The sequence below is a fragment of the Mycobacterium sp. 48b genome (genome assembly GCF_048282725.1).
GTDB lineage: Bacteria > Actinomycetota > Actinomycetes > Mycobacteriales > Mycobacteriaceae > Mycobacterium.
On sequence record NZ_JBLVUL010000001.1, the window covers coordinates 6,192,257 to 6,210,952 of the forward strand.

The 18,696-nt window shown below is 66.7% G+C and carries 19 protein-coding genes; 7 read left to right on the plus strand and 12 right to left on the minus strand.

The window, feature by feature from the left end; genetic code table 11:
* Genes mftC through mftA form a run of 3 tightly spaced genes read right to left on the minus strand, consistent with a single transcriptional unit; the run spans position 1 to position 1,600 of the window.
* A complete protein-coding gene (gene mftC, locus ACNQR1_RS30290; protein ID WP_418049244.1) occupies positions 1–1,191 on the minus strand; it encodes a mycofactocin radical SAM maturase in 1,191 nt (396 codons plus the stop codon).
* Positions 1,188–1,481 carry a mycofactocin biosynthesis chaperone MftB gene (gene mftB / locus ACNQR1_RS30295; protein ID WP_019344465.1) on the minus strand — a complete coding sequence of 98 codons (294 nt, stop codon included), beginning with the start codon at positions 1,479–1,481 and terminating at the stop codon, positions 1,188–1,190. Before mftB ends, mftC begins: the two co-directional genes overlap by 4 nt.
* A gap of 23 nt (positions 1,482–1,504) precedes the next feature.
* Complete coding sequence (gene mftA / locus ACNQR1_RS30300; protein WP_019344466.1) at positions 1,505–1,600, minus strand: mycofactocin precursor MftA; 96 nt, start codon at positions 1,598–1,600, stop codon at positions 1,505–1,507.
* A gap of 93 nt (positions 1,601–1,693) precedes the next feature.
* Between mftA and mftR the strand changes: the two genes are divergently transcribed.
* The gene (gene mftR, locus ACNQR1_RS30305) at positions 1,694–2,299 is read left to right on the plus strand and encodes a mycofactocin system transcriptional regulator (RefSeq protein ID WP_418049245.1); all 606 of its coding nucleotides are present in this window, start codon (positions 1,694–1,696) and stop codon (positions 2,297–2,299) included.
* Here the strand turns inward: mftR and ACNQR1_RS30310 are convergent.
* A complete protein-coding gene (locus ACNQR1_RS30310; RefSeq protein ID WP_418049246.1) occupies positions 2,296–3,027 on the minus strand; it encodes a mitomycin antibiotics/polyketide fumonisin biosynthesis protein in 732 nt (243 codons plus the stop codon). The genes mftR and ACNQR1_RS30310 overlap by 4 nt on opposite strands.
* Before the next feature lie 95 nt (positions 3,028–3,122).
* On the opposite strand from ACNQR1_RS30310, the gene ACNQR1_RS30315 reads away from it, so the two are divergent.
* Positions 3,123–3,638, plus strand: a complete 516-nt coding sequence (locus ACNQR1_RS30315; protein WP_418049247.1) for an RNA polymerase sigma factor — start codon at positions 3,123–3,125, stop codon at positions 3,636–3,638.
* Complete coding sequence (locus tag ACNQR1_RS30320) at positions 3,635–4,924, plus strand: VOC family protein (RefSeq protein WP_418049248.1); 1,290 nt, start codon at positions 3,635–3,637, stop codon at positions 4,922–4,924. Before ACNQR1_RS30315 ends, ACNQR1_RS30320 begins: the two co-directional genes overlap by 4 nt.
* Before the next feature lie 62 nt (positions 4,925–4,986).
* On the opposite strand, the gene ACNQR1_RS30325 is transcribed toward ACNQR1_RS30320, so the two are convergent.
* Complete coding sequence (locus ACNQR1_RS30325) at positions 4,987–6,174, minus strand: NAD(P)/FAD-dependent oxidoreductase (protein WP_418049249.1); 1,188 nt, start codon at positions 6,172–6,174, stop codon at positions 4,987–4,989.
* Between the two features lie 70 nt (positions 6,175–6,244).
* Positions 6,245–6,691, minus strand: coding sequence for an Lrp/AsnC family transcriptional regulator (locus ACNQR1_RS30330; RefSeq protein ID WP_418050562.1), 447 nt, complete (start codon positions 6,689–6,691; stop codon positions 6,245–6,247).
* A gap of 113 nt (positions 6,692–6,804) precedes the next feature.
* On the opposite strand from ACNQR1_RS30330, the gene ddaH reads away from it, so the two are divergent.
* From ddaH to ACNQR1_RS30350, 4 genes are read left to right on the plus strand one after another with little or no spacing between them, the layout of a single operon-like run.
* The gene (gene ddaH / locus ACNQR1_RS30335) at positions 6,805–7,692 is read left to right on the plus strand and encodes a dimethylargininase (protein WP_418049250.1); all 888 of its coding nucleotides are present in this window, start codon (positions 6,805–6,807) and stop codon (positions 7,690–7,692) included.
* Complete coding sequence (rocD, locus tag ACNQR1_RS30340) at positions 7,689–8,939, plus strand: ornithine--oxo-acid transaminase (RefSeq protein ID WP_418049251.1); 1,251 nt, start codon at positions 7,689–7,691, stop codon at positions 8,937–8,939. Before ddaH ends, rocD begins: the two co-directional genes overlap by 4 nt.
* A gap of 27 nt (positions 8,940–8,966) precedes the next feature.
* On the plus strand, positions 8,967–10,475 hold the full coding sequence (locus ACNQR1_RS30345; RefSeq protein WP_418049252.1) for an amino acid permease: 1,509 nt from the start codon (positions 8,967–8,969) through the stop codon (positions 10,473–10,475).
* A complete protein-coding gene (locus ACNQR1_RS30350) occupies positions 10,472–11,353 on the plus strand; it encodes a universal stress protein (RefSeq protein WP_418049253.1) in 882 nt (293 codons plus the stop codon). The genes ACNQR1_RS30345 and ACNQR1_RS30350 overlap by 4 nt, the downstream gene beginning before the upstream one ends.
* Before the next feature lie 14 nt (positions 11,354–11,367).
* On the opposite strand, the gene ACNQR1_RS30355 is transcribed toward ACNQR1_RS30350, so the two are convergent.
* From ACNQR1_RS30355 to fusA, 6 genes are all read right to left on the minus strand, one after another.
* On the minus strand, positions 11,368–12,222 hold the full coding sequence (locus tag ACNQR1_RS30355; RefSeq protein WP_418049254.1) for a mycofactocin-coupled SDR family oxidoreductase: 855 nt from the start codon (positions 12,220–12,222) through the stop codon (positions 11,368–11,370).
* A 136-nt stretch (positions 12,223–12,358) separates the two neighbouring features.
* Complete coding sequence (locus ACNQR1_RS30360; RefSeq protein ID WP_418049255.1) at positions 12,359–13,198, minus strand: SHOCT domain-containing protein; 840 nt, start codon at positions 13,196–13,198, stop codon at positions 12,359–12,361.
* 56 nt (positions 13,199–13,254) lie between these two features.
* Positions 13,255–14,097, minus strand: coding sequence for a cutinase family protein (locus tag ACNQR1_RS30365; RefSeq protein ID WP_418049256.1), 843 nt, complete (start codon positions 14,095–14,097; stop codon positions 13,255–13,257).
* Between the two features lie 104 nt (positions 14,098–14,201).
* The gene (locus ACNQR1_RS30370) at positions 14,202–15,068 is read right to left on the minus strand and encodes a hypothetical protein (protein ID WP_418049257.1); all 867 of its coding nucleotides are present in this window, start codon (positions 15,066–15,068) and stop codon (positions 14,202–14,204) included.
* A gap of 192 nt (positions 15,069–15,260) precedes the next feature.
* Entirely contained in the window at positions 15,261–16,451 is a 1,191-nt protein-coding gene (gene tuf, locus ACNQR1_RS30375) for an elongation factor Tu (protein WP_418049258.1), read from the minus strand.
* 87 nt (positions 16,452–16,538) lie between these two features.
* Positions 16,539–18,641 (minus strand): elongation factor G, encoded by a 2,103-nt coding sequence (fusA, locus tag ACNQR1_RS30380; protein WP_418049259.1) that lies wholly within the window; start codon positions 18,639–18,641, stop codon positions 16,539–16,541.
* Positions 18,642–18,696: the final 55 nt, after the last annotated feature.

Genomic DNA, 18,696 nt, shown 5'->3' on the forward strand with positions numbered 1-18,696 from the left:
TTACACCGGACTTTCGTTACAGATTCGGGCGGGCGGCTTGGTCAGCAGCTTGAGTGCCACCGGCCCCTGCTTGGTACCGCGGGAATGGTCACCGCTGGGCTTGGGTTTGATGCGCTCCTGAGCCAGGGCCGGCTCGCCCCAGCCTTCGACGCACTCGGGGTCCGGCCCGTCCATCGGCAGACCGGTGAAGAACTTGGCCGCCATGCAGCCGCCCCGGCAGGCGTCGTAATGCCCGCAACCGCTGCAGGCACCGGCCGACTGAGGCTCGCGCAGCTCGCGGAACAACGGGGAGTTCTGCCAGACGTTCTGGAAACCGGCGCCAAAACCGGTGTCTTCCAGGATGTTTCCTGCCAGGAACTTGTCGTGGATGGCGAACGGGCAGGCGTAGACGTCGCCCACCGGGTCGATCAGACACACCACCCGGCCCGCACCGCACAGGTTCAGCCCGGCCAGTGCGCCGGGCTCGCCCAGGCCCGACAGGTGGAAGAACGAGTCACCGGTCAGCACGCGCTCACCGTGGGAGACCAGCCAGTTGTACAGCTGACGCTGCTGGTCCGGGGTCGGGTGCAGCTCGTCCCAGACGTCTGCCCCTCGGCCCGACGGACGCAGCCGGGTGATCCGCAGCGTGGCGCCGTACCGGTCAGCCAGAGCCTTGAATTCGTCGAGCTGATCGACGTTGTGCCGGGTCACCACGACCGAGATCTTGGCATCCGAAAAGCCTGCGGCAGCAAGGTTTTCCAGCGCCCGCACGGCCATGTCGAACGAGCCCTTGCCGCGCACCGCGTCGTTGACCTCGGCGTTCGCGCCGTCCAGCGAGATCTGCACGTCGACGTAGTCGCTGGCAGCCAGCTTCGCGGCCACCTCCGGCGTGATGCGCACACCGTTGGTGGAGAACTTGACCCCGACGTGGTGCTCGGTCGCATAGTCGACCAGCTCCCAGAAGTCCGGGCGCACAGTGGGTTCACCGCCGCCGATGTTCACATAGAACACCTGCATGCGTTCGAGCTCGTCGATGATGTCCTTGCACTGCTGCGTGGACAGCTCGCGCGGATCCCGCTTACCCGAGGAGGACAGGCAGTGCACGCACGCCAGGTTGCAGGCGTAGGTGAGCTCCCACGTCAGACAGATCGGGGCGTCGAGTCCGTGTTCGAACTGCTCGACAAGCCTTGGCACTGGGGCAACAGAAGTCATTGTGAGTTCCCGGGGATGAGCATCTTCGAGGACACCAGCACGCTCAGGGCATGCAGGTAAGGGCCTTGGTCGGAGTCGGCGATACCGGCCGCGCGGCACGCGGACCGGGCGTCGGGGTGATCAGCAAGAGAGTTGACCACCTCGACGACCGTCCGGTTCTTCAGAAACGACAGCTTGCGGGTTCCGAAGTGATACAGCAGGGCACCGAACGGCTCCGGCCGCACCGCCACCTGGTGGTGCAACCGCCAGCTGACATCCGGGTCGAATACGACGCCAGTGCGCCCAGCCATATCGGTAACCTCTGCGGACACCGTCAGTAAACCCCGCACATACCGTCGATCGAGACCTCTTCGACGAGCGTCTCGGTGACGAGCTGGGTTTCGGTTTCGACCTGCGGGTTCTGATCCATGAATCGCACCTTTCCTGCAACTGTGGGTCTCGACAATTGTGACCTGAGTCGCAAGAATATGGCATCGAGTGCACAAATGGAAGGGCGGGTTTCATGCGGCAGGCATCCGGGCACCGGGTCGGTCGGCGTCCGTCCACCACGCAGGACCACATCACCGACGTCGCCCTGGCGCTGTTCGCCAGCCGGGGCTTCGACGAGGTCAGCGTCGACGACGTGGCCAAGGCCGCCGGCATCGCCCGGCGCACGCTGTTCCGCTACTACGCCTCCAAGAACGCCATCCCCTGGGGGGACTTCGACGCCCACCTGCAGCACCTGCGTGACCTGCTCGGTTCTCTGAGTACCGAGATCCCGCTGGCCGAGGCCCTCCGCGAGGCCCTGCTGTCGTTCAACACCTACGACGACCAGGAGATGGCCCAACACCGGCAGCGCATGCGGGTGATCCTGGAAACTGCTGGACTGCAGGCATATTCGATGACGATGTATGCCGGTTGGCGTGAGGTCATCGCGGCCTACGTTGCGCAACGGATCGGCGCGGCGCCCGCTGATCTGATGCCCCAGACCGTGGGGTGGCTGATGCTGGGCGTCGCGCTGTCGGCGTATGAGCACTGGCTCGCCGACGAGTCGGTCGCACTGGCAGACGCCATCGCCGAGGCCTTCGAGGTGGCGCGGCCCGGACTGGAGGCGCTGGCCCAGCGCTAGCCGTCCCACACGCAGGCCAGTGCCTGAGGGCCTCCCGGACCGAGCCTCTCGGTGAGCATGACGGGCGCCTGCGACATGAAACGTGGTGTGCCACCGCGATGTACGTCGGCGGCATGGGCCGTGAAGGGGTGCAGTACATACATGTCGCCGGGCCGGCCGGTGGCGTGGGCCACCGGCCGGGCCCGGCTCACCTCGTCCGCCAGCGCGCCCGCCTCGATGAAGTCGACCGGCTCCGGGCCGAGCACCCCGGCCACGTCGCGGTGCGAACCGACCCGGATACGCGTCGGCGCATCGTCGCGTCCCACCTCGGACAGCAGGGTCAGCACCAGGATGTTGTGCGGCCGGCCGCTGACCGCCCATTGCCCTCCGGGCAGCGGGGTGTTGGCATCGATGTGCCAGCCCCGGTCCTGCGCAGGTGGGTCGACGGGAAACCGGACCGGGATGTTGCCCAGGGAGCCCCGCGGCAGCCAGCCCCCGGCGCCGCAGATCCGGTCCAGGGCATCGGCGAGCGGGCCGCTTTTCGCCATCTGGCCGAACGGGCCCGCGCCGGTCAGATCGGCCGCCCACACGACCGCGGTGGCCCACGACGCCGGATCGTCCGGGGACAACCCGATCTGGGTCCAGAGCAGATCCCTGGCCCCATCTGCGATTTCGGCCGGAACGGCCTGCTCGATCTTGACGAATCCGTCCCGCTCGAACGCCTCGACGCACACCACGCCGACCACCATGACGTACCCGGGCCGGCCGAGGCCAGTGATTTTCCGGCGAAAAATTCTTGATCCAACCCCGTCGGAGTTCGGCCCTCGGCGGCGACGATAAGGATGTGAGCGCCGAAACTGACGCTCCGCGGGTACTGCTGAGGTGCTACGACGAGGCCCTTCCAGTGGTGTACGGCTACTTCGTACGACGCTGCGGTGACCGCGGAACCGCCGAGGACCTGACGTCGGAGACGTTCCTGGCCGCCATGGACGCGGCCCGGCGACCGTCGCCGCCGCCGATCTCGGTGCCCTGGTTGATCGGAGTGGCCAGGCACAAACTCGCCGACCATTACCGTCGGCGACACGACCGGTTCAGTGTGCCGGTGGCCGAGCTTCGCGAACCGGCTGATCCGGCCGACCACTGGGACGCCGAACTGGATCGCATTGTCGCCGAATCGGTTCTGGCCCGGCTGCCCGAACACCACCGCACGGTGCTGGTCCTGCGCTACCTCGACGATTGCTCGGTGGGTGAATGCGCCGAGGTGATCGGCCGCACGGTGCATGCCACCGAGGCCCTGCTGGTGCGGGCCCGCCGCGCCTTCAGGTCCCAGTACCCGACACCGGAGGGAGGGACGTCGTGATCAACAGCCACGATCCGTTGACCGTGCTGAGCGGCAACGACCACCCGGTCTCCCCCGATCCGGCGTTCGCGGCCCGGCTGCGCGCGCGGCTGGAATCGGCGCTCACCCTGCCCACCCACGCCGAAGGAGTTGACATGAGCGGAACCGACACTGCCATCGCCGAACTGAATGAGCCCGCCGCCACCCCGGCCGCCCCGGCTCCACCACGGCCCGCTGCTATCCCGTACCTGGCCGTACCCGACGCCCGCGCTGCCATCGCCTGGTACACCGAAGCCCTCGGGGCCGTACAGATCGGCGAACCGGTGGTGATGGACGACGGCCGTATCGGCCACGCCGAACTCGAGCTGGGCGGCGGGGTGTTCTACCTGGCCGACGAGTACCCCGAGCTCGGCCTCAAAGCGCCTGCTCCACAGGCGAATTCGGTGAGCCTGATGCTGACGGTCCCCGACACCGATGCGGTGCTGGAACGCGCCAGGAACCTGGGGGCACTCGTACAGCGTGAGCCCTACGAGGGCTACGGCACCCGCAATGCGGCGATCATCGACCCGTCCGGCCATCGCTGGATGCTGACCGGGGCGGCGACCGGAGCCGTCACCCCCATCCAGCACGGCGACGTCGGCTACGTCTCGGTCTGGGCACCCGACATCGCGCGGGCCGCCCGGTTCTACGGCCACGTGCTGGGCTGGACCTTCGACCCGGCCACCCGCCAGGTCACCAACACGCGCCAGCACATCGGCATCTATCCGATGCCCGGCACCCCCACCCTGTTCTGCTGCTACGCGGTGACCGATCTGGACGGGGCCCGCCAGGCGATCGTGGCAGGCGGCGGGGTGGCCGGTGAGCCGCAGGTGCGGGAATTCGGCACCGTGCTGGACGCCACCGATCCGGCCGGAACGGCCTTCGCGGTGTTCCAGCCGGCCACCGCCATCCCCCGACCCGAACTCAATGGCGCTGGGCCGGGCGAGCTTTCGTACATCACCTATGAGGTTCCCGACTCGGCGGCATTCAAGGCCTTCTACAGCCGGCTGTTCTTCTGGACCTTCGAACCCGGCCGGATCGACGACGGCTGGGGGGTTCAGGGCAGCCAGCCGATGTCGGGCGTCGCCGGCGGTGCGCAGTGGGCCGTGACCGTGCCGATGTGGACCGTCGCCGATATCGATGCCGCGGTCAGCCGTGTGGTCGAGGCCGGCGGCACGGTGCTGCAACAGCCGTCACGACAGGACTACGGATTGATGGCCGAGTGCACCGACGACCAGGGTGGCCGGTTCTACCTCGGCCAGTTCTAGAGCGATTTGGGTGCGTTCAGCGGCGCCCACCGCCGCCGAACGCACCCAAATCGCAGAGAAGGTCAGCCCAGGACGTCGGAGATCGGGGCACCCGCGGCGATCTTGCCGCGGGCCTTCATGACCTTGCCGGGCATGCCACCGCCGACCACACCGACCACGACGCCGTCCCGCTCGTAGTAGGCCAGGAACTTGCGTCCGTCGTCCTCCACGACGTGCACGACATCCTGGGCCTCGGGTTCGCCCAGGCACTGGATCTTGACGTCGTACTGATCGCTCCAGAAATACGGCACCGACACCACGGGCGAGGCCTCCTGGCCCAGGATCGCCGGCACCATGGCCCGCGCCTGGTCGGCGACGTTGCTCCAATGCTCAACGCGCGCTTGGTCACCCACGTGATCGCGCCACGACGCCACGTCGCCGATGGCCCACACGCGTGCGGCACTGGACCGGCCGACCTCGTCGCAGACCACACCGTTGTCGAGCTCGAGCCCGCTGCCCTCGAGCCACTCGACGGCCGGGTGCGAACCGATACCGACCACCACCAGATCGGCGTCGAGCTCGGTACCGTCACCCAGCACCACCTGCTCGACCTTGTCGGCGCCGCGCACTTCCGACACCCCGACACCGCAGCGGACGTCGACGCCCTCGGCCTGGTGCAGCCTGGTGACCAGGGCCCCGATCTGCTCGCCCAGCACCGAGGCCAGCGGTGTCGGCTGCGGCTCCACCAGGACCACCTCGACACCCAGCTTGCGCAGGCTCGCGGCCACTTCGCAGCCGATGAAGCCGGCCCCGACCACCACGGCGCGCTGGGCCTTCCCGGCGTGCTCGCGCAGGGCCATGCTCTCGTCGTAGGACCGGAGCACGTGGATACCGGCCAGATCGCCGAAGGCCCGGATGCGCCTGGGCACCAGGCCGGTGGCGATGACGAGCTCGTCGTAGGCCACATCGCTGCCGTCGGCGAGCTTCAATGTCTTGGCTGCGGTGTCCAGCGACTGCGCGGCGGACCCGAGCCGCAGCGTGATGTCGTTCTCGGCGTAGAACTCGGCCGGCTTGAGCGTGACGTCATCCGTCTCGGCGCGCAGCACTTCCTTGGAGAGCGGCGGCCGGTCGTAGGGCAGATGATCCTCGTCGCTGACGATCGTGATGGGCCCGGCGTACTCCGATCGGCGCAGCTGTTCGGCCGTCCGGGCCGCAGCCAAGCCGCCGCCGACGATGACGATGCCCGCCGCTGATCCCGTTGAAGTAGTCACGTGGGGTTTTTACACGATCCCGGTTAAGCGTTGTGCGTCACCCTATGTTTGCGCAGGCCGCCGGCTCACATCAGGACCGGCCGCGCTCGATGACGTTGGTGAGCACCACGATGCTCTCGCTGCGCTCGATTCGCGCGGTGGAGCGGATGCGTTCCAGGGCCTCCTCGAGGTGGCGCATGTCGCGCGCCAGCACATGCAGGATCGCGTCGGCAGTACCGGTCACCGTGGCCGCGCTGACCACCTCCGGGATGTCGATCCAGGCCGCGCGCAACTGATCCGGCGAGATGGTGCCCTGGCAGAACACCTGCACGTATGCCTCGGTGCGCCAACCCAGGACGTTGCGGTCGACCACGGTGGTGAACCCCCGGATCACCCCGTCGGCGACCATGCGGTCCACCCGCCGTTTGACGGCGGGCGCCGACAGATTCACCCGCTGCCCGATCTCGGCGAACGTCGCCCGGGCGTGCTCGGTGAGTTCGGCCAGGATCCGCTCGTCGGTGTCGTCCAGACGTTCCACATCGACCTCCACGCAACAAACCGTCACCAGCAGACAATTTCTGCAATATATCCCTACATATCACGCAACAAGAAACGATTGCTTGCGCCGCGAGCGCTTCATATCGTCGATTCATGACGATTTTCGACGAAGTCGTGCGCGGCACCGCGCCTGAAACCGGCGGGGCGGTGGCCCCGACACGGACCGCAGCGTCTCCCGCGCGGACCGCGACCAACCGCCACTACGCCATGACCTCGCCCGAGTACTTCACCGTCGAATACGCCATCAACCCCTGGATGGACACCTCCACACCCGTGGACACCGCACTCGCGCTGGCCCAGTGGGACACGCTGCGCGGGGCGTACGCCGAACTCGGCCACACCGTCGACCTGGTGACACCGCGCGACGGTCTGCCCGACATGGTCTACGCCGCCAACGGCGGCTTCCTGATCGGGGACACCGCCGTGGTGGCCCGCTTCGCCTACCCGCAGCGGGCCGGAGAGGCCGATGCCTACGCCGAGTGGATGGCCGCGGCCGGCTATCGGACGGTTCGCACCGAGCATGTCAACGAAGGGCAGGGAGACCTGCTGCTGGTCGGGCCGAACCTGTTGGCCGGATACGGTTTCCGCACCGACCGGCGCGCCCACGACGAGATCGCGGCCGTCACCGGCCTGAACGTGACCAGCCTGGAACTCGTCGACCCACGCTTCTACCACCTCGACACCGCGCTGGCCGTGCTCGACGACTCGACCATCGCCTACTATCCCCCGGCCTTCAGCGACGACGCCCGCCTGCTGATCACCGAACTGTTCGGTGACGCCATCGAAGTGGGCTCCGCGGACGCCTACGTCCTCGGGCTCAACGTGGTGTCCGACGGCCGGCACGTCGTGATGCCCGCGGCGGCCACCGGATTCGCCGACCAACTGCGACGGGCCGGATTCGAGCCGATCGGCATCGATCTGTCCGAACTTCTCAAGGGCGGCGGATCCGTCAAATGCTGCACCCTGGAGCGGCATCCATGACCATGCTGGACAGTGTGGACAGCCAGGCCACCCCGGATCCGGAGACCGCCTCGGCGATCGCGCTCGACGATCGCTATGTCGCCCACAACTACTCACCGCTGCCGGTGGTCGCGGAAAGCGCCGAAGGGGCTTGGATCACCGACGTGACCGGCCGGCGCTACCTCGATTGCCTGGCCGCCTATTCGGCCGTCAACTTCGGCCACCGCAATCCCGAGATCATCGCCGCCGCACACGCCCAGCTGGACCGGCTGACCCTGGTGAGCCGCGCCTTCCACTCCGACCGGCTCGGCCCGTTCGCCGAGGCCCTGGCCGAATTGTGCGGAAAAGACATGGTGCTTCCGATGAACAGCGGCGCCGAGGCTGTCGAGAGCGGCATCAAGGTGGCCCGCAAATGGGGCACCGACGTCAAGGGCGTGCCTGCCGAGCAGTCCAATATCATTGTGGCGCACAACAACTTCCACGGCCGTACCACCACGATCATCAGCTTCTCCGACGACGAGTCCGCGCGGCGCGGCTTCGGTCCCTACACGCCCGGGTTCCGCTCGGTACCGTTCGGGGACCACCGGGCGCTGGGCGAAGCGATCGACGCGAACACCGCCGCGGTGTTGATCGAGCCCATCCAGGGTGAGGCGGGCATCGTCGTCCCACCCGCCGACTTCCTGCCGCGGGTCCGCGAGATCTGCACCCGCAACAACGTGCTGATGATCGCCGACGAGATCCAGTCCGGGCTGGCCCGCACCGGACGCACCTTCGCCTGCGAACACTGGGATGTGGTTCCCGACGTGTACCTGCTCGGCAAGGCTCTGGGCGGAGGCGTGGTGCCGCTGTCCGCGGTGGTGGCCGACCGCGATGTCCTCGGCGTACTGCACCCCGGCGAGCACGGCTCCACGTTCGGCGGCAACCCTTTGGCCACGGCCATCGGCACCACCGTCGTCGCCATGCTGCGCCGCGGCGAATTCCAGCTCCGGTCAACCCAACTCGGGGAACACCTGCACAACCGGCTCATCGGGTTGATCGGGCACGGGGTGACCGCCGTGCGCGGCATGGGCCTGTGGGCCGGGGTGGACATCGACCCGGCCCTGGGCACCGGCAAGCAGTTCGGCCTGGCGCTGGCAGAACGCGGGGTGCTGGTGAAGGACACCCACGGCTCGACCCTGCGATTCGCCCCGCCCCTGGTGGTGACCTCCGACGAGCTCGACTGGGCCGTCGACCAATTCGCCGACACCCTCGCCGAGGCGCGCCGATAATCGGTTGACCGGCAGCAAGGAGGCACCATGCCCACCCCAGCCAACAACCTGACCGGCCAGATGCTGCGGCGCAGGCCGGTCATCGGAGCACCGGTCGCCCACGGCGCGTCCGACCACCTCAAACGCAGTATCGGCACATTCCAGCTGACCCTGTTCGGCGTCGGCGCCACGGTCGGCACCGGCATCTTCATCGTGCTGCAGCAGGCCGTCCCCAAGGCCGGCCCCGCAGTGCTGGTGTCGTTCGTGGTGGCCGGTATCGCCGCCGGACTGTCGGCGATCTGTTACGCCGAAATGGCAGCGGCCGTTCCGGTTTCGGGCTCCACGTACTCCTACGCCTACACCACCATGGGCGAATTCATCGCGATGGGTGTCGCGGCCTGCCTGCTGCTCGAATACGGAGTCTCGATGTCGGCCACCGCGGTCGGTTGGAGCGGCTATCTCAATCAACTGCTGGACAACCTGTTCGGCTGGCGGTTGCCACACGCACTGTCCGCAGCCCCGTGGGGTGAAAACCCCGGACTGATCAACCTGCCGGCGACAGTCCTGATCGTCATGTGCGCGCTGCTGCTGATTCGCGGCGCCAGCGAGTCCGCCGCCGTCAACACCGTCATGGTGCTCCTCAAGCTGTGCGTGCTCGGCATGTTCGTGGCCATCGCGTTCACCGCGTTCACCACCGATCACTTCGCCGGGTTCTGGGACAAGGGATTCACCGGCATCACCGCCGCCGCCAGCACCATCTTCTTCACCTTCATCGGCCTGGACGCGGTGTCCACCGCAGGCGACGAGGTGAAGAACCCTCAGAAGACCATGCCGCGGGCGATCCTCGGTGCGCTGATCGTCGTCACCAGCATCTACATCCTGGTCGCGTTCGCGGGCCTGGGCACCCAGTCCGCCGACGAATTCGGTTCCGACGAGCAGTCCGAGGCCGGATTGTCGGTGATGCTCACCAACATCCTGCACGGTCAGACCTGGGCCAGCACCGTGCTGGCCGTGGGCGCGGTGATCTCGATCTTCTCGGTGACGCTGGTGGTGATGTACGGCCAGACCCGCATCCTGTTCGCGATGGGACGCGACGGTCTGCTGCCGGCCATGTTCGCGAAGGTCAACCCGCGCACCATGACTCCGGTGAACAACACCATCGTCGTGGCGGCGGTGACCGGCACCCTGGCCGGATTGGTACCACTGGACTACCTGTGGGACCTGGTGTCGATCGGCACCCTGGTGGCATTCATCGTGGTCTCGATCGGCGTGATCATCCTGCGGGTCCGAGAGCCGGACCTGCCGCGCGCCTTCAGGGTTCCGGGTTATCCGGTGACTCCGATCCTCTCGGTGATGGCGTGCCTTTTCGTCCTCTACGGCCTGCCGCGCATCACCTGGCTGTGGTTCAGCATCTGGGTCGCCCTGGTCCTGGCGTTCTATCTGTTGTGGAGCCGGCACCACAGCGCTTTGAACGACGGAGGCGACGGCTACATCCCGGGTGCGGCGGCCGGTGAAGACGACGTGATGACCACGCCGGGAGCCGAGGAGAACCGATGACCGTCGTCGTCGGGTACCTGGCAGGCAAGGGCGGGGCATCGGCACTGCACCTCGGGGTCGGTGCCGCCCGCACCCTCAACACCTCACTGGCGGTGGCCACCGTGGTCCCGCGTCCGTGGCTGAACCCGTCACCGGCCCGCGTCGACGCCGAATATGCCGAGTACGCAGCACAGTTGGCGGCATCCTCGGCCGAGCAGGCACGACAGCACGTGTCAGCCCTCGACGACCGTCTCGACGTCAGCTTCCACAAATTCGCGCACCGCTCGGTTTCCGGGGGACTGATGGAAGCCGTCGCCGAACTGGACGCCGCGCTGCTCGTGCTCGGCTCGGCGGCCGACGGCCAATTGGGCCAGGTGGTGGTGGGCTCGACCGCGGATCGGCTGCTGCACTCGTGCCCGGTCCCGCTGGCGATCAGCCCGCGCGGCTACCGCAGGCCGAAATCGGGTGTGCTGGCACGTATCACATGCGCCTACCCCGGTTCCCCCGAAACGGCGGCGGTGGTTCAGCAGGTCGCCGACCTGAGCCGGCGACTGGCCACGCCGATGCGCGTGGTGACGTTCGCGGTGCGTGGTCGCAGCATGTACCCACCGACCGTCGGACTGCATGCCGAGGACGCGATCCTGCAGGAGTGGGTGAAACAGGCCCAGCAGGCGATGTTCCGGCTGAGGGACGACGAGATCGTCGGTGAGGACGTGGATCTGCAGGTCGTCACCGGCAACGACTGGAGTGAAGCACTCGATGCCGTCGACTGGATCGAAGGCGAGATCCTGGCGATCGGAACCTCGCCAGGGGGCGCGGTCGCCCGGGTTTTCCTGGGCTCACATGGATCAAAGATCCTGCGGCACAGCCCGGTTCCGGTGCTAGTCCTCCCGGGCTGACCGCGCCGGAAACCTCAGTACTTGAGCACGCCGCGGTCCACGGCGATCTGGCTGCCCGACAGAGTGGCCGAACCGTCACCGGCCAACCATGCCACCACATCGGCGACCTCCTCGGGCGCCATAAACGCCGCGAGTCCCTCGTTCTTGCCGTCGGTCACCTTGTGATACGGCATCGGGGCGAAGCTGTGCAGGAAGCTCGGGAACTTGGCGAAGATCTCGGCCATCGCCTCCGGTTCGATCATCGGAGTGTCGATCGAGTAGGGATGGATCGAATTGACCCGGATGCCGTACTCGCCCACTTCGAGAGCCAGTGTGTTGGTCAGCGCCACCAGACCGTGTTTGGAGGCTGCGTAGTGGCCGTTGCCGGGGGTGGCCTTCACCCCCGCCGAGGAGCTGACGATGATGATCGAGCCGCCGTTACCTGCCTCGATCATGGCGGGCACCGCGGCCCGGATGGTCCGCCAGGTTCCGTTGAGGTTCACGTCGACGACAGTGTCGAACTGCTCGGGGCTCAGCTCCCACAACCGGCCCCAGCTGAGCACGCCGGCGTTGGCCACCACGATGTCGAGCCGGCCGAACTGCTCGACGCCGTCGGCCACCACCTGCTGCTGGGCGGCCAGGTCGCGGATGTCGACCTCCCGAGCGAGCACCTTGCGGCCCGCGGCCTCCACGGCGGCGACGGTCTCGGCCAGATCCTCCGACGTCGCGGCCGGATAGGTGATCGTGTCGCCGACGGGCCGGCACACATCGATGGCGATGACGTCGGCACCCTCGTTGGCCAACCGCACCGCGTGCGCGCGCCCCTGTCCGCGTGCAGCACCGGTGACAAACGCCACGCGGCCTTCCAGTGATCCGTTACCTGCCGCCATCCCAGGGTCCTTTCAGTGAGCCTGGCCACAGGCTAACAGCAGAAGTAGAACGTGTTCCTGGCCCAGTACCGATCAACGGGATACCAGTTGATCGGGCTGGTCACGCGGGGCCTACGCAACCTCATCCACAACGTGATCAGAGATCGGCGATGATCTGCTGTCGTTTGGCCGCGTACTCCTCTTCGCTGACGGCACCCGTGGCTCGCAACGTCTCCAGTTCCTGCAGACGTTGCGCGGTCGACGGTGCGGGCGGGGCGAGGAAGGGCGCAGCAGGGGCGGTTGCCGGTGTGGGAGTGGAGGCAGCCGGCGTCTGCTGGGCGGCGGTGCGCCGCACCACCGCCTGGACCTCTTCACGGGCTGCGGGATTCGCGCGCAGGTCGACCATGTTGTTGATCGCGATGCCATGTGCCTTGAGGATCTGCAGGATCTCCATCAGCGGGCCGGACTGGCCGGTGAGATCGTAGGTCTTGTTCTCCTCGGCGATGGTGAACGTCGCAGGCATCAGACCACTGACCAGACCGCTTCTCTCCCAGTCGATCCGGTATTCGTTGGTGGTCGGGTCGACCAGGGCGACCAACTTGCGGTTGGTGATCATCGGCAGCCTCGACACCGAGGCGAGCACGCGGTCCTGACTGGCGAACGGCGCAATGCCGGGTCCCGAGATCTGCAGATCCAGCTTCACCAGCGGCTGCTCGTTGATACGGGTGTTGGTCTCGTGGATACCGGTGACCTGGGCCAGGGCCAGCACACCGACCTGTTCGAGCTTCTCGTTCTGCGCGGCCGACTTCGCCCCGGCAGCGGTGAGCCCCAACGCGATCAGCACATCGATCGTGGTGACCAACAGACCCGTCCAGAACATCCACTTCATCATCGGATCTCCGCCGCTGGCGAAGTAGATGACCAGGAAGATCGGGCCGACGATGCCGCACAACAGCACGAAGGCCTGAATGCGCACGTACCGCCAGAATGTGGACATCACAGGCTCCTGTCGTCGGTTGGGCGCCATCAGATTAACGCCCGAGACCGCTCACATCAGGAGTGAACGACTCCATCTGCCGAGCCACCCGTCGGCACCACCTGCTGTTGCATCGGCGACGGGCCAAGCATCCGGTACAACGGCCAGGTCCACCGGTATCCCCCGCCCGCTGACCGGGCATAGCTGGTGTGTACGGCGATCGCCGTTGCGGTCACCTCTTCGGCGTCCTCGTCGTAGTCGCAGACGGCATCGCCGCGATCGCAGACGCTGATCGTGCGACTGCCGACCGACACCGGCAGCGCGGCCGGAGCGTGGGCGAGGATCGGCCAGTCCTGCGCGACGCCCTTGCCTGCTCCGGGCACCGCGGTGGCGGTTCCCAGATTGACCGTGGGGTCGGCGGGCAACCGGTCCCCGTCGGCGACCAGCAATGCGGCGGCCAGATTCGGGCTCGCCGACAACGCGGCCAGGTTGCGGTGGACCACCATCGCGCCCTGCGAATAGCCGGCGAGAACGACTTCGCTGGCCGGGCACTGCTGGGTGAACGCCGCGTACTGGTTACCCAGGGCTGCCACCCCGGCGTCGACACTGCTCATGAAGCCGCCCCAGCCCAGCAGATCCCCGTCGACCGGCACCGGCGCCGCGGGATAGACCACGGCCTCGGCGGTCATGGTTCGGCCGTCCTGCTGCACCCACCTGGACAGATCGCGCAGGGAGTTGTAGACCACCCGCCCCATGCCTGCGTCGGCCGTCGGATCGTCCCGCTCACCCGAACCGGCGACGCCGATCCAGTGCACGTCAGGGCATCCCGGGGCGGCCTGCGCCGGGCCTGTTGCCAAGCCGATCAGTGCCGCTCCAGCGACCGCACCTGCGCCTACCAGTGCACTTATCCGTCGAAACATCACCGGACCCCCATACCCTTTGCCTATGTGGGGTGCATCGCCTCACGGGCCACGTGCGTTACATCAGTGACCAACGGTAACCAGAGCACCAGGGTGCGGGCCGATCAGAACGGAAGGCCGACCGCCTTGGTGATGCTCGGCAGGTGGGTGAGCGGGTTGTCGAACGACGGCGGCGGAGGCGGCGGTGGCAACTGGGGTGGAGGCGGCAGCTTCGAGAAGTCGAACTGCGGCGGAGGCGGCAGCTTGGAGAAGTCGAACTGCGGCGGAGGCGGCAGCTTCGTGAAGTCGAACTGCGGCGGAGGCGGCAGGGCCGGCAGGCTCGCAGCTGCGGTGGGCCCCAGCATCAGCGCTGCCAACCCATCCGTGGACGGCAACCCGCCGTTCTGATTGCCATAACTGGCAGCGGTGATGAGAGCGCCCAGGAAGTCCAGTGCGCCGCCGCCGATGCCACCGACTCCGCCGGAGACCGACGAGGCGATGGCGCCCGCGGTGTTCTGTGCGTTCGTGTCGATCAAAGCCGACCATGGCGGCTGCATGGCTCCGGCGTCGAACTGCGGCCAGGAAATACTGGGCACCTCTGCCGGCGCCTCCGGCAATGACGGAACGACGGGCTCGGAACGGCTCGCGATGGCAGGACGCCAACTGGACCCGCCGGTGGCCGGCAATGCAGAGGTAGGCCGTTCCGGCGGTTTGGGCGCAGGCGTCACGGGAGGCAGCACGTCCGGAATCACCGACGGTGCGGAATGGGCTGCTACCGGTTGCGCGTGTGGGGCAGGTGCCGACAAGGCGGCCGCGGCCGGCTTCGGATTCTCGATCGCAGGCGTTTCCGGCTCTTGTCCGACCACCCACACCAGTGCACCGACCGCGGCGACCGCGACCGTTGTGGACACCCCTGCGACGACTCGGGACGGACTCAACTGGCTCCGGATCCGCTCGGCCAGCGGTGCTGACGCCGGAATCGGTTCTGTCACATCAACGTCCATCTAGCTCGCCCCGTAACGATCAATGGTCCCGAACGTTGCGGATTCAACGACGTCGCCTCAGCCAAACTATCATCCGCGCGCACACCGTGCTCGTGTCCGTCGGCGGGCATCACCGGCGGGAAAACAAAAGCGGCGCTCACCCGAAGGTGAGCGCCGCTTTCGCGTTGCTAGGTCAGATCATCACTTGATGATCTTGGTGACCCGGCCGGCGCCGACGGTACGGCCGCCCTCGCGGATCGCGAAGCGCAGGCCCTCGTCCATGGCGACGGGCTGGATCAGCTTGACGGAGATGTCGGTGTTGTCACCGGGCATCACCATCTCGGTGCCCTCGGGCAGGGTAACCACGCCGGTCACGTCCGTGGTACGGAAGTAGAACTGCGGGCGGTAGTTGTTGAAGAACGGCGTGTGGCGGCCGCCCTCGTCCTTGGACAGGATGTAGACGCTGCCCTCGAACTCGGTGTGCGGGGTGGTGGTGCCGGGCTTGACCACAACCTGGCCACGCTCGACGTCCTCGCGCTTGATGCCACGAACCAGCAGACCGACGTTGTCGCCGGCCTGGCCCTGGTCGAGCAGCTTGCGGAACATTTCCACACCGGTGACGGTGGTCTTGGTCGTGGTCGGGCGGATGCCGACGATCTCGACCTCTTCGTTGACGTTGATCACGCCACGCTCGACGCGACCGGTCACCACGGTGCCACGACCGGTGATGGTGAAGACGTCCTCGACGGGCATCAGGAACGGCTTGTCGGTCTCACGAACCGGGTCCGGGATGGACTCGTCGACGGCCTCCATGAGGTCCTCGACCGACTTGACCCACTTCGGGTCGCCCTCGAGCGCCTTCAGCGCGGAGACCCGGATGACCGGGGCATCCTCGTCGAAGTCCTGGGCGGCCAGCAGTTCGCGGACCTCCATCTCGACGAGCTCGATGAGCTCCTCGTCGTCCACGGCGTCCGACTTGTTCAGCGCCACCAGGATGTAGGGCACACCCACCTGGCGGGCCAGCAGCACGTGCTCGCGAGTCTGCGGCATCGGGCCGTCGGTGGCCGCGACCACCAGGATCGCGCCGTCCATCTGGGCGGCACCGGTGATCATGTTCTTGATGTAGTCGGCGTGACCCGGGGCGTCCACGTGGGCGTAGTGGCGCTTCTCGGTCTGGTACTCCACGTGGGAGATGTTGATCGTGATGCCGCGCTGACGCTCTTCAGGCGCATTGTCGATCTGGTCGAATGCGCGCGACTCGTTCAAATCGGGGTACTTGTCATGCAGAACCTTGGTGATTGCTGCAGTCAGCGTCGTCTTGCCGTGGTCAACGTGACCGATGGTCCCGATGTTGACGTGCGGCTTCGTCCGCTCGAACTTCGCCTTCGCCACTGTGGTGTCCTCCTGGACTTGTTGGTGCTTTTCCTAAAAGCAGTGATGATGTGTTCAGTTGTGTGCCGCGACGTTGCCGCGACGAGATTACTGACCCGTCGCCTTCGCGATGATCTCCTTCGCCACGTTCGCCGGAACTTCGGCGTACGAGTCGAACACCATGGAGTAGTTCGCCCGGCCCTGGGTCTTCGACCGAAGGTCGCCCACGTAGCCGAACATCTCCGACAGCGGCACCTGCGCCTTGACGACGCGCGCACCGCTGCGCTCCTCCATGGCCTGGATCTGACCACGGCGGGAGTTCAAGTCGCCGATCACGTCACCCATGTAATCCTCGGGCGTCGTGACCTCGACAGCCATGATGGGCTCCAGGATGACCGGCTGGGCCGCCTGCGCGGCCTTCTTCAGCACCTGCGAACCCGCCACCTTGAACGCCATTTCCGAGGAGTCGACCTCGTGGTAGGCGCCGTCAAGCAGCGTGACCTTGATGTTCACCAGCGGGTAGCCGGCCAACACGCCGTACTGCATGGCGTCCTGCGCACCGGCATCCACCGACGGGATGTACTCACGCGGGATGCGGCCGCCGGTGACCTTGTTATCGAACTCGTAGGTGGCGCCGTCCTCGCCGACGAACGGCTCGAGGTCGATGAGCACCTTGGCGAACTGGCCGGAGCCACCCGTCTGCTTCTTGTGGGTGAACTCGACCTTCTCCACCTTGCGGCGGATGGTCTCGCGGTAGGCCACCTGGGGCTTACCGACGTTGGCCTCAACCTTGAACTCGCGACGCATGCGGTCCACCAGGATGTCCAGGTGCAGCTCGCCCATACCGCCGATGACAGTCTGGCCGGTCTCCTGGTCCAGGTGCACCTTGAAGGTCGGGTCCTCTTCGGCGAGCTTCTGGATCGCGGTGCCCAGCTTCTCCTGGTCACTCTTGGTCTTGGGCTCGATGGCCACCTCGATCACCGGATCCGGGAAGGTCATCGACTCGAGCACGACCTGGTTGTTCGGATCGCACAGGGTATCGCCTGTGGTGGTGTCCTTCAGGCCGATCACCGCGTAGATGTGGCCGGCGGACGCCGAATCGACCGGGTTCTCCTTGTTGGAGTGCATCTGGAACAGCTTGCCCAGCCGCTCCTTCTTACCCTTGGTCGAGTTGATGACCTGCGCGCCGGAGTCGACCTTGCCCGAGTACACCCGGACATAGGTCAGCTTGCCGAAGAACGGGTGGGTCGCGACCTTGAACGCCAAGCCCGAGAACGGCTCGTCGGCCGACGGCTTGCGAAGTACGATCTCGTCTTCCTTGCCCGGCACATGGCCCTCGGCGGCCGCAACGTCCAGCGGGGTCGGCAAGTAGTCGATGACCGCATCGAGCATGGGCTGCACACCCTTGTTCTTGAACGCGGAACCACACAGGACCGGGTAGCCGGCGCTGGTCACGGTCAGCTTGCGCAGGCCGCCCTTGATCTCGTCGATCGTGAGCTCTTCGCCACCGAGGTACTTTTCCATGAGCTCGTCATCGGTCTCGGCGATGGCCTCGATCATGGCGGTGCGGTACTCCTCGGCCTTCTCCTGAAGGTCGGCCGGGATGTCGACGACGTCGTACTTTTCGCCGAGCTTGGTCTCGCCACGCCAGACCTTGGCCTTCATCTCGACCAGGTCGACGACGCCCTCGAAGTCACCTTCGGAACCGATCGGCAACTGGATCGGAACGACGTTGGCGCCGAGACGGTCCTTCATGGTCTGCACCGAGAAGTAGAAGTCGGCGCCCAGCTTGTCCATCTTGTTGACGAAACAGATGCGCGGGACGTCGTACTTGTCGGCCTGCCGCCACACCTGCTCGGACTGCGGCTCGACACCTTCCTTGCCGTCGAAGACGGCAACGGCACCGTCGAGCACGCGCAGCGAGCGTTCCACCTCGACGGTGAAGTCGACGTGGCCCGGCGTATCGATGATGTTGATCTGGTTGTCGTTCCAGAAGCAGGTGGTCGCAGCCGAGGTGATGGTGATACCCCGCTCCTGCTCCTGCTCCATCCAGTCCATCGTCGCGGCGCCGTCGTGCACCTCACCGATCTTGTACGAGATACCGGTGTAGAAGAGGATGCGTTCGGTCGTCGTCGTCTTGCCGGCGTCGATGTGCGCCATGATGCCGATGTTGCGGACCTTGTTCAGGTCAGTCAGCACGTCCTGTGCCACGGAAGTCTTCCCAACTCTTTCGCTTGCTTGATTAGGTGTTCGATTGCGCGCTTAC

What these genes read in the sequence shown, in the direction of transcription:
- mftC (WP_418049244.1), bottom strand. Translation starts at nt 1,191, where the DNA reads ATGACTTCTGTTGCCCCAGTGCCAAGGCTTGTCGAGCAGTTCGAACAC.
- mftB (WP_019344465.1), bottom strand. Translation starts at nt 1,481, where the DNA reads ATGGCTGGGCGCACTGGCGTCGTATTCGACCCGGATGTCAGCTGGCGG.
- mftA (WP_019344466.1), bottom strand. Translation starts at nt 1,600, where the DNA reads ATGGATCAGAACCCGCAGGTCGAAACCGAAACCCAGCTCGTCACCGAG.
- mftR (WP_418049245.1), top strand. Translation starts at nt 1,694, where the DNA reads ATGCGGCAGGCATCCGGGCACCGGGTCGGTCGGCGTCCGTCCACCACG.
- ACNQR1_RS30310 (WP_418049246.1), bottom strand. Translation starts at nt 3,027, where the DNA reads ATGGTGGTCGGCGTGGTGTGCGTCGAGGCGTTCGAGCGGGACGGATTC.
- ddaH (WP_418049250.1), top strand. Translation starts at nt 6,805, where the DNA reads ATGACGATTTTCGACGAAGTCGTGCGCGGCACCGCGCCTGAAACCGGC.
- rocD (WP_418049251.1), top strand. Translation starts at nt 7,689, where the DNA reads ATGACCATGCTGGACAGTGTGGACAGCCAGGCCACCCCGGATCCGGAG.
- ACNQR1_RS30345 (WP_418049252.1), top strand. Translation starts at nt 8,967, where the DNA reads ATGCCCACCCCAGCCAACAACCTGACCGGCCAGATGCTGCGGCGCAGG.
- ACNQR1_RS30350 (WP_418049253.1), top strand. Translation starts at nt 10,472, where the DNA reads ATGACCGTCGTCGTCGGGTACCTGGCAGGCAAGGGCGGGGCATCGGCA.
- ACNQR1_RS30355 (WP_418049254.1), bottom strand. Translation starts at nt 12,222, where the DNA reads ATGGCGGCAGGTAACGGATCACTGGAAGGCCGCGTGGCGTTTGTCACC.
- ACNQR1_RS30360 (WP_418049255.1), bottom strand. Translation starts at nt 13,198, where the DNA reads ATGTCCACATTCTGGCGGTACGTGCGCATTCAGGCCTTCGTGCTGTTG.
- ACNQR1_RS30365 (WP_418049256.1), bottom strand. Translation starts at nt 14,097, where the DNA reads ATGTTTCGACGGATAAGTGCACTGGTAGGCGCAGGTGCGGTCGCTGGA.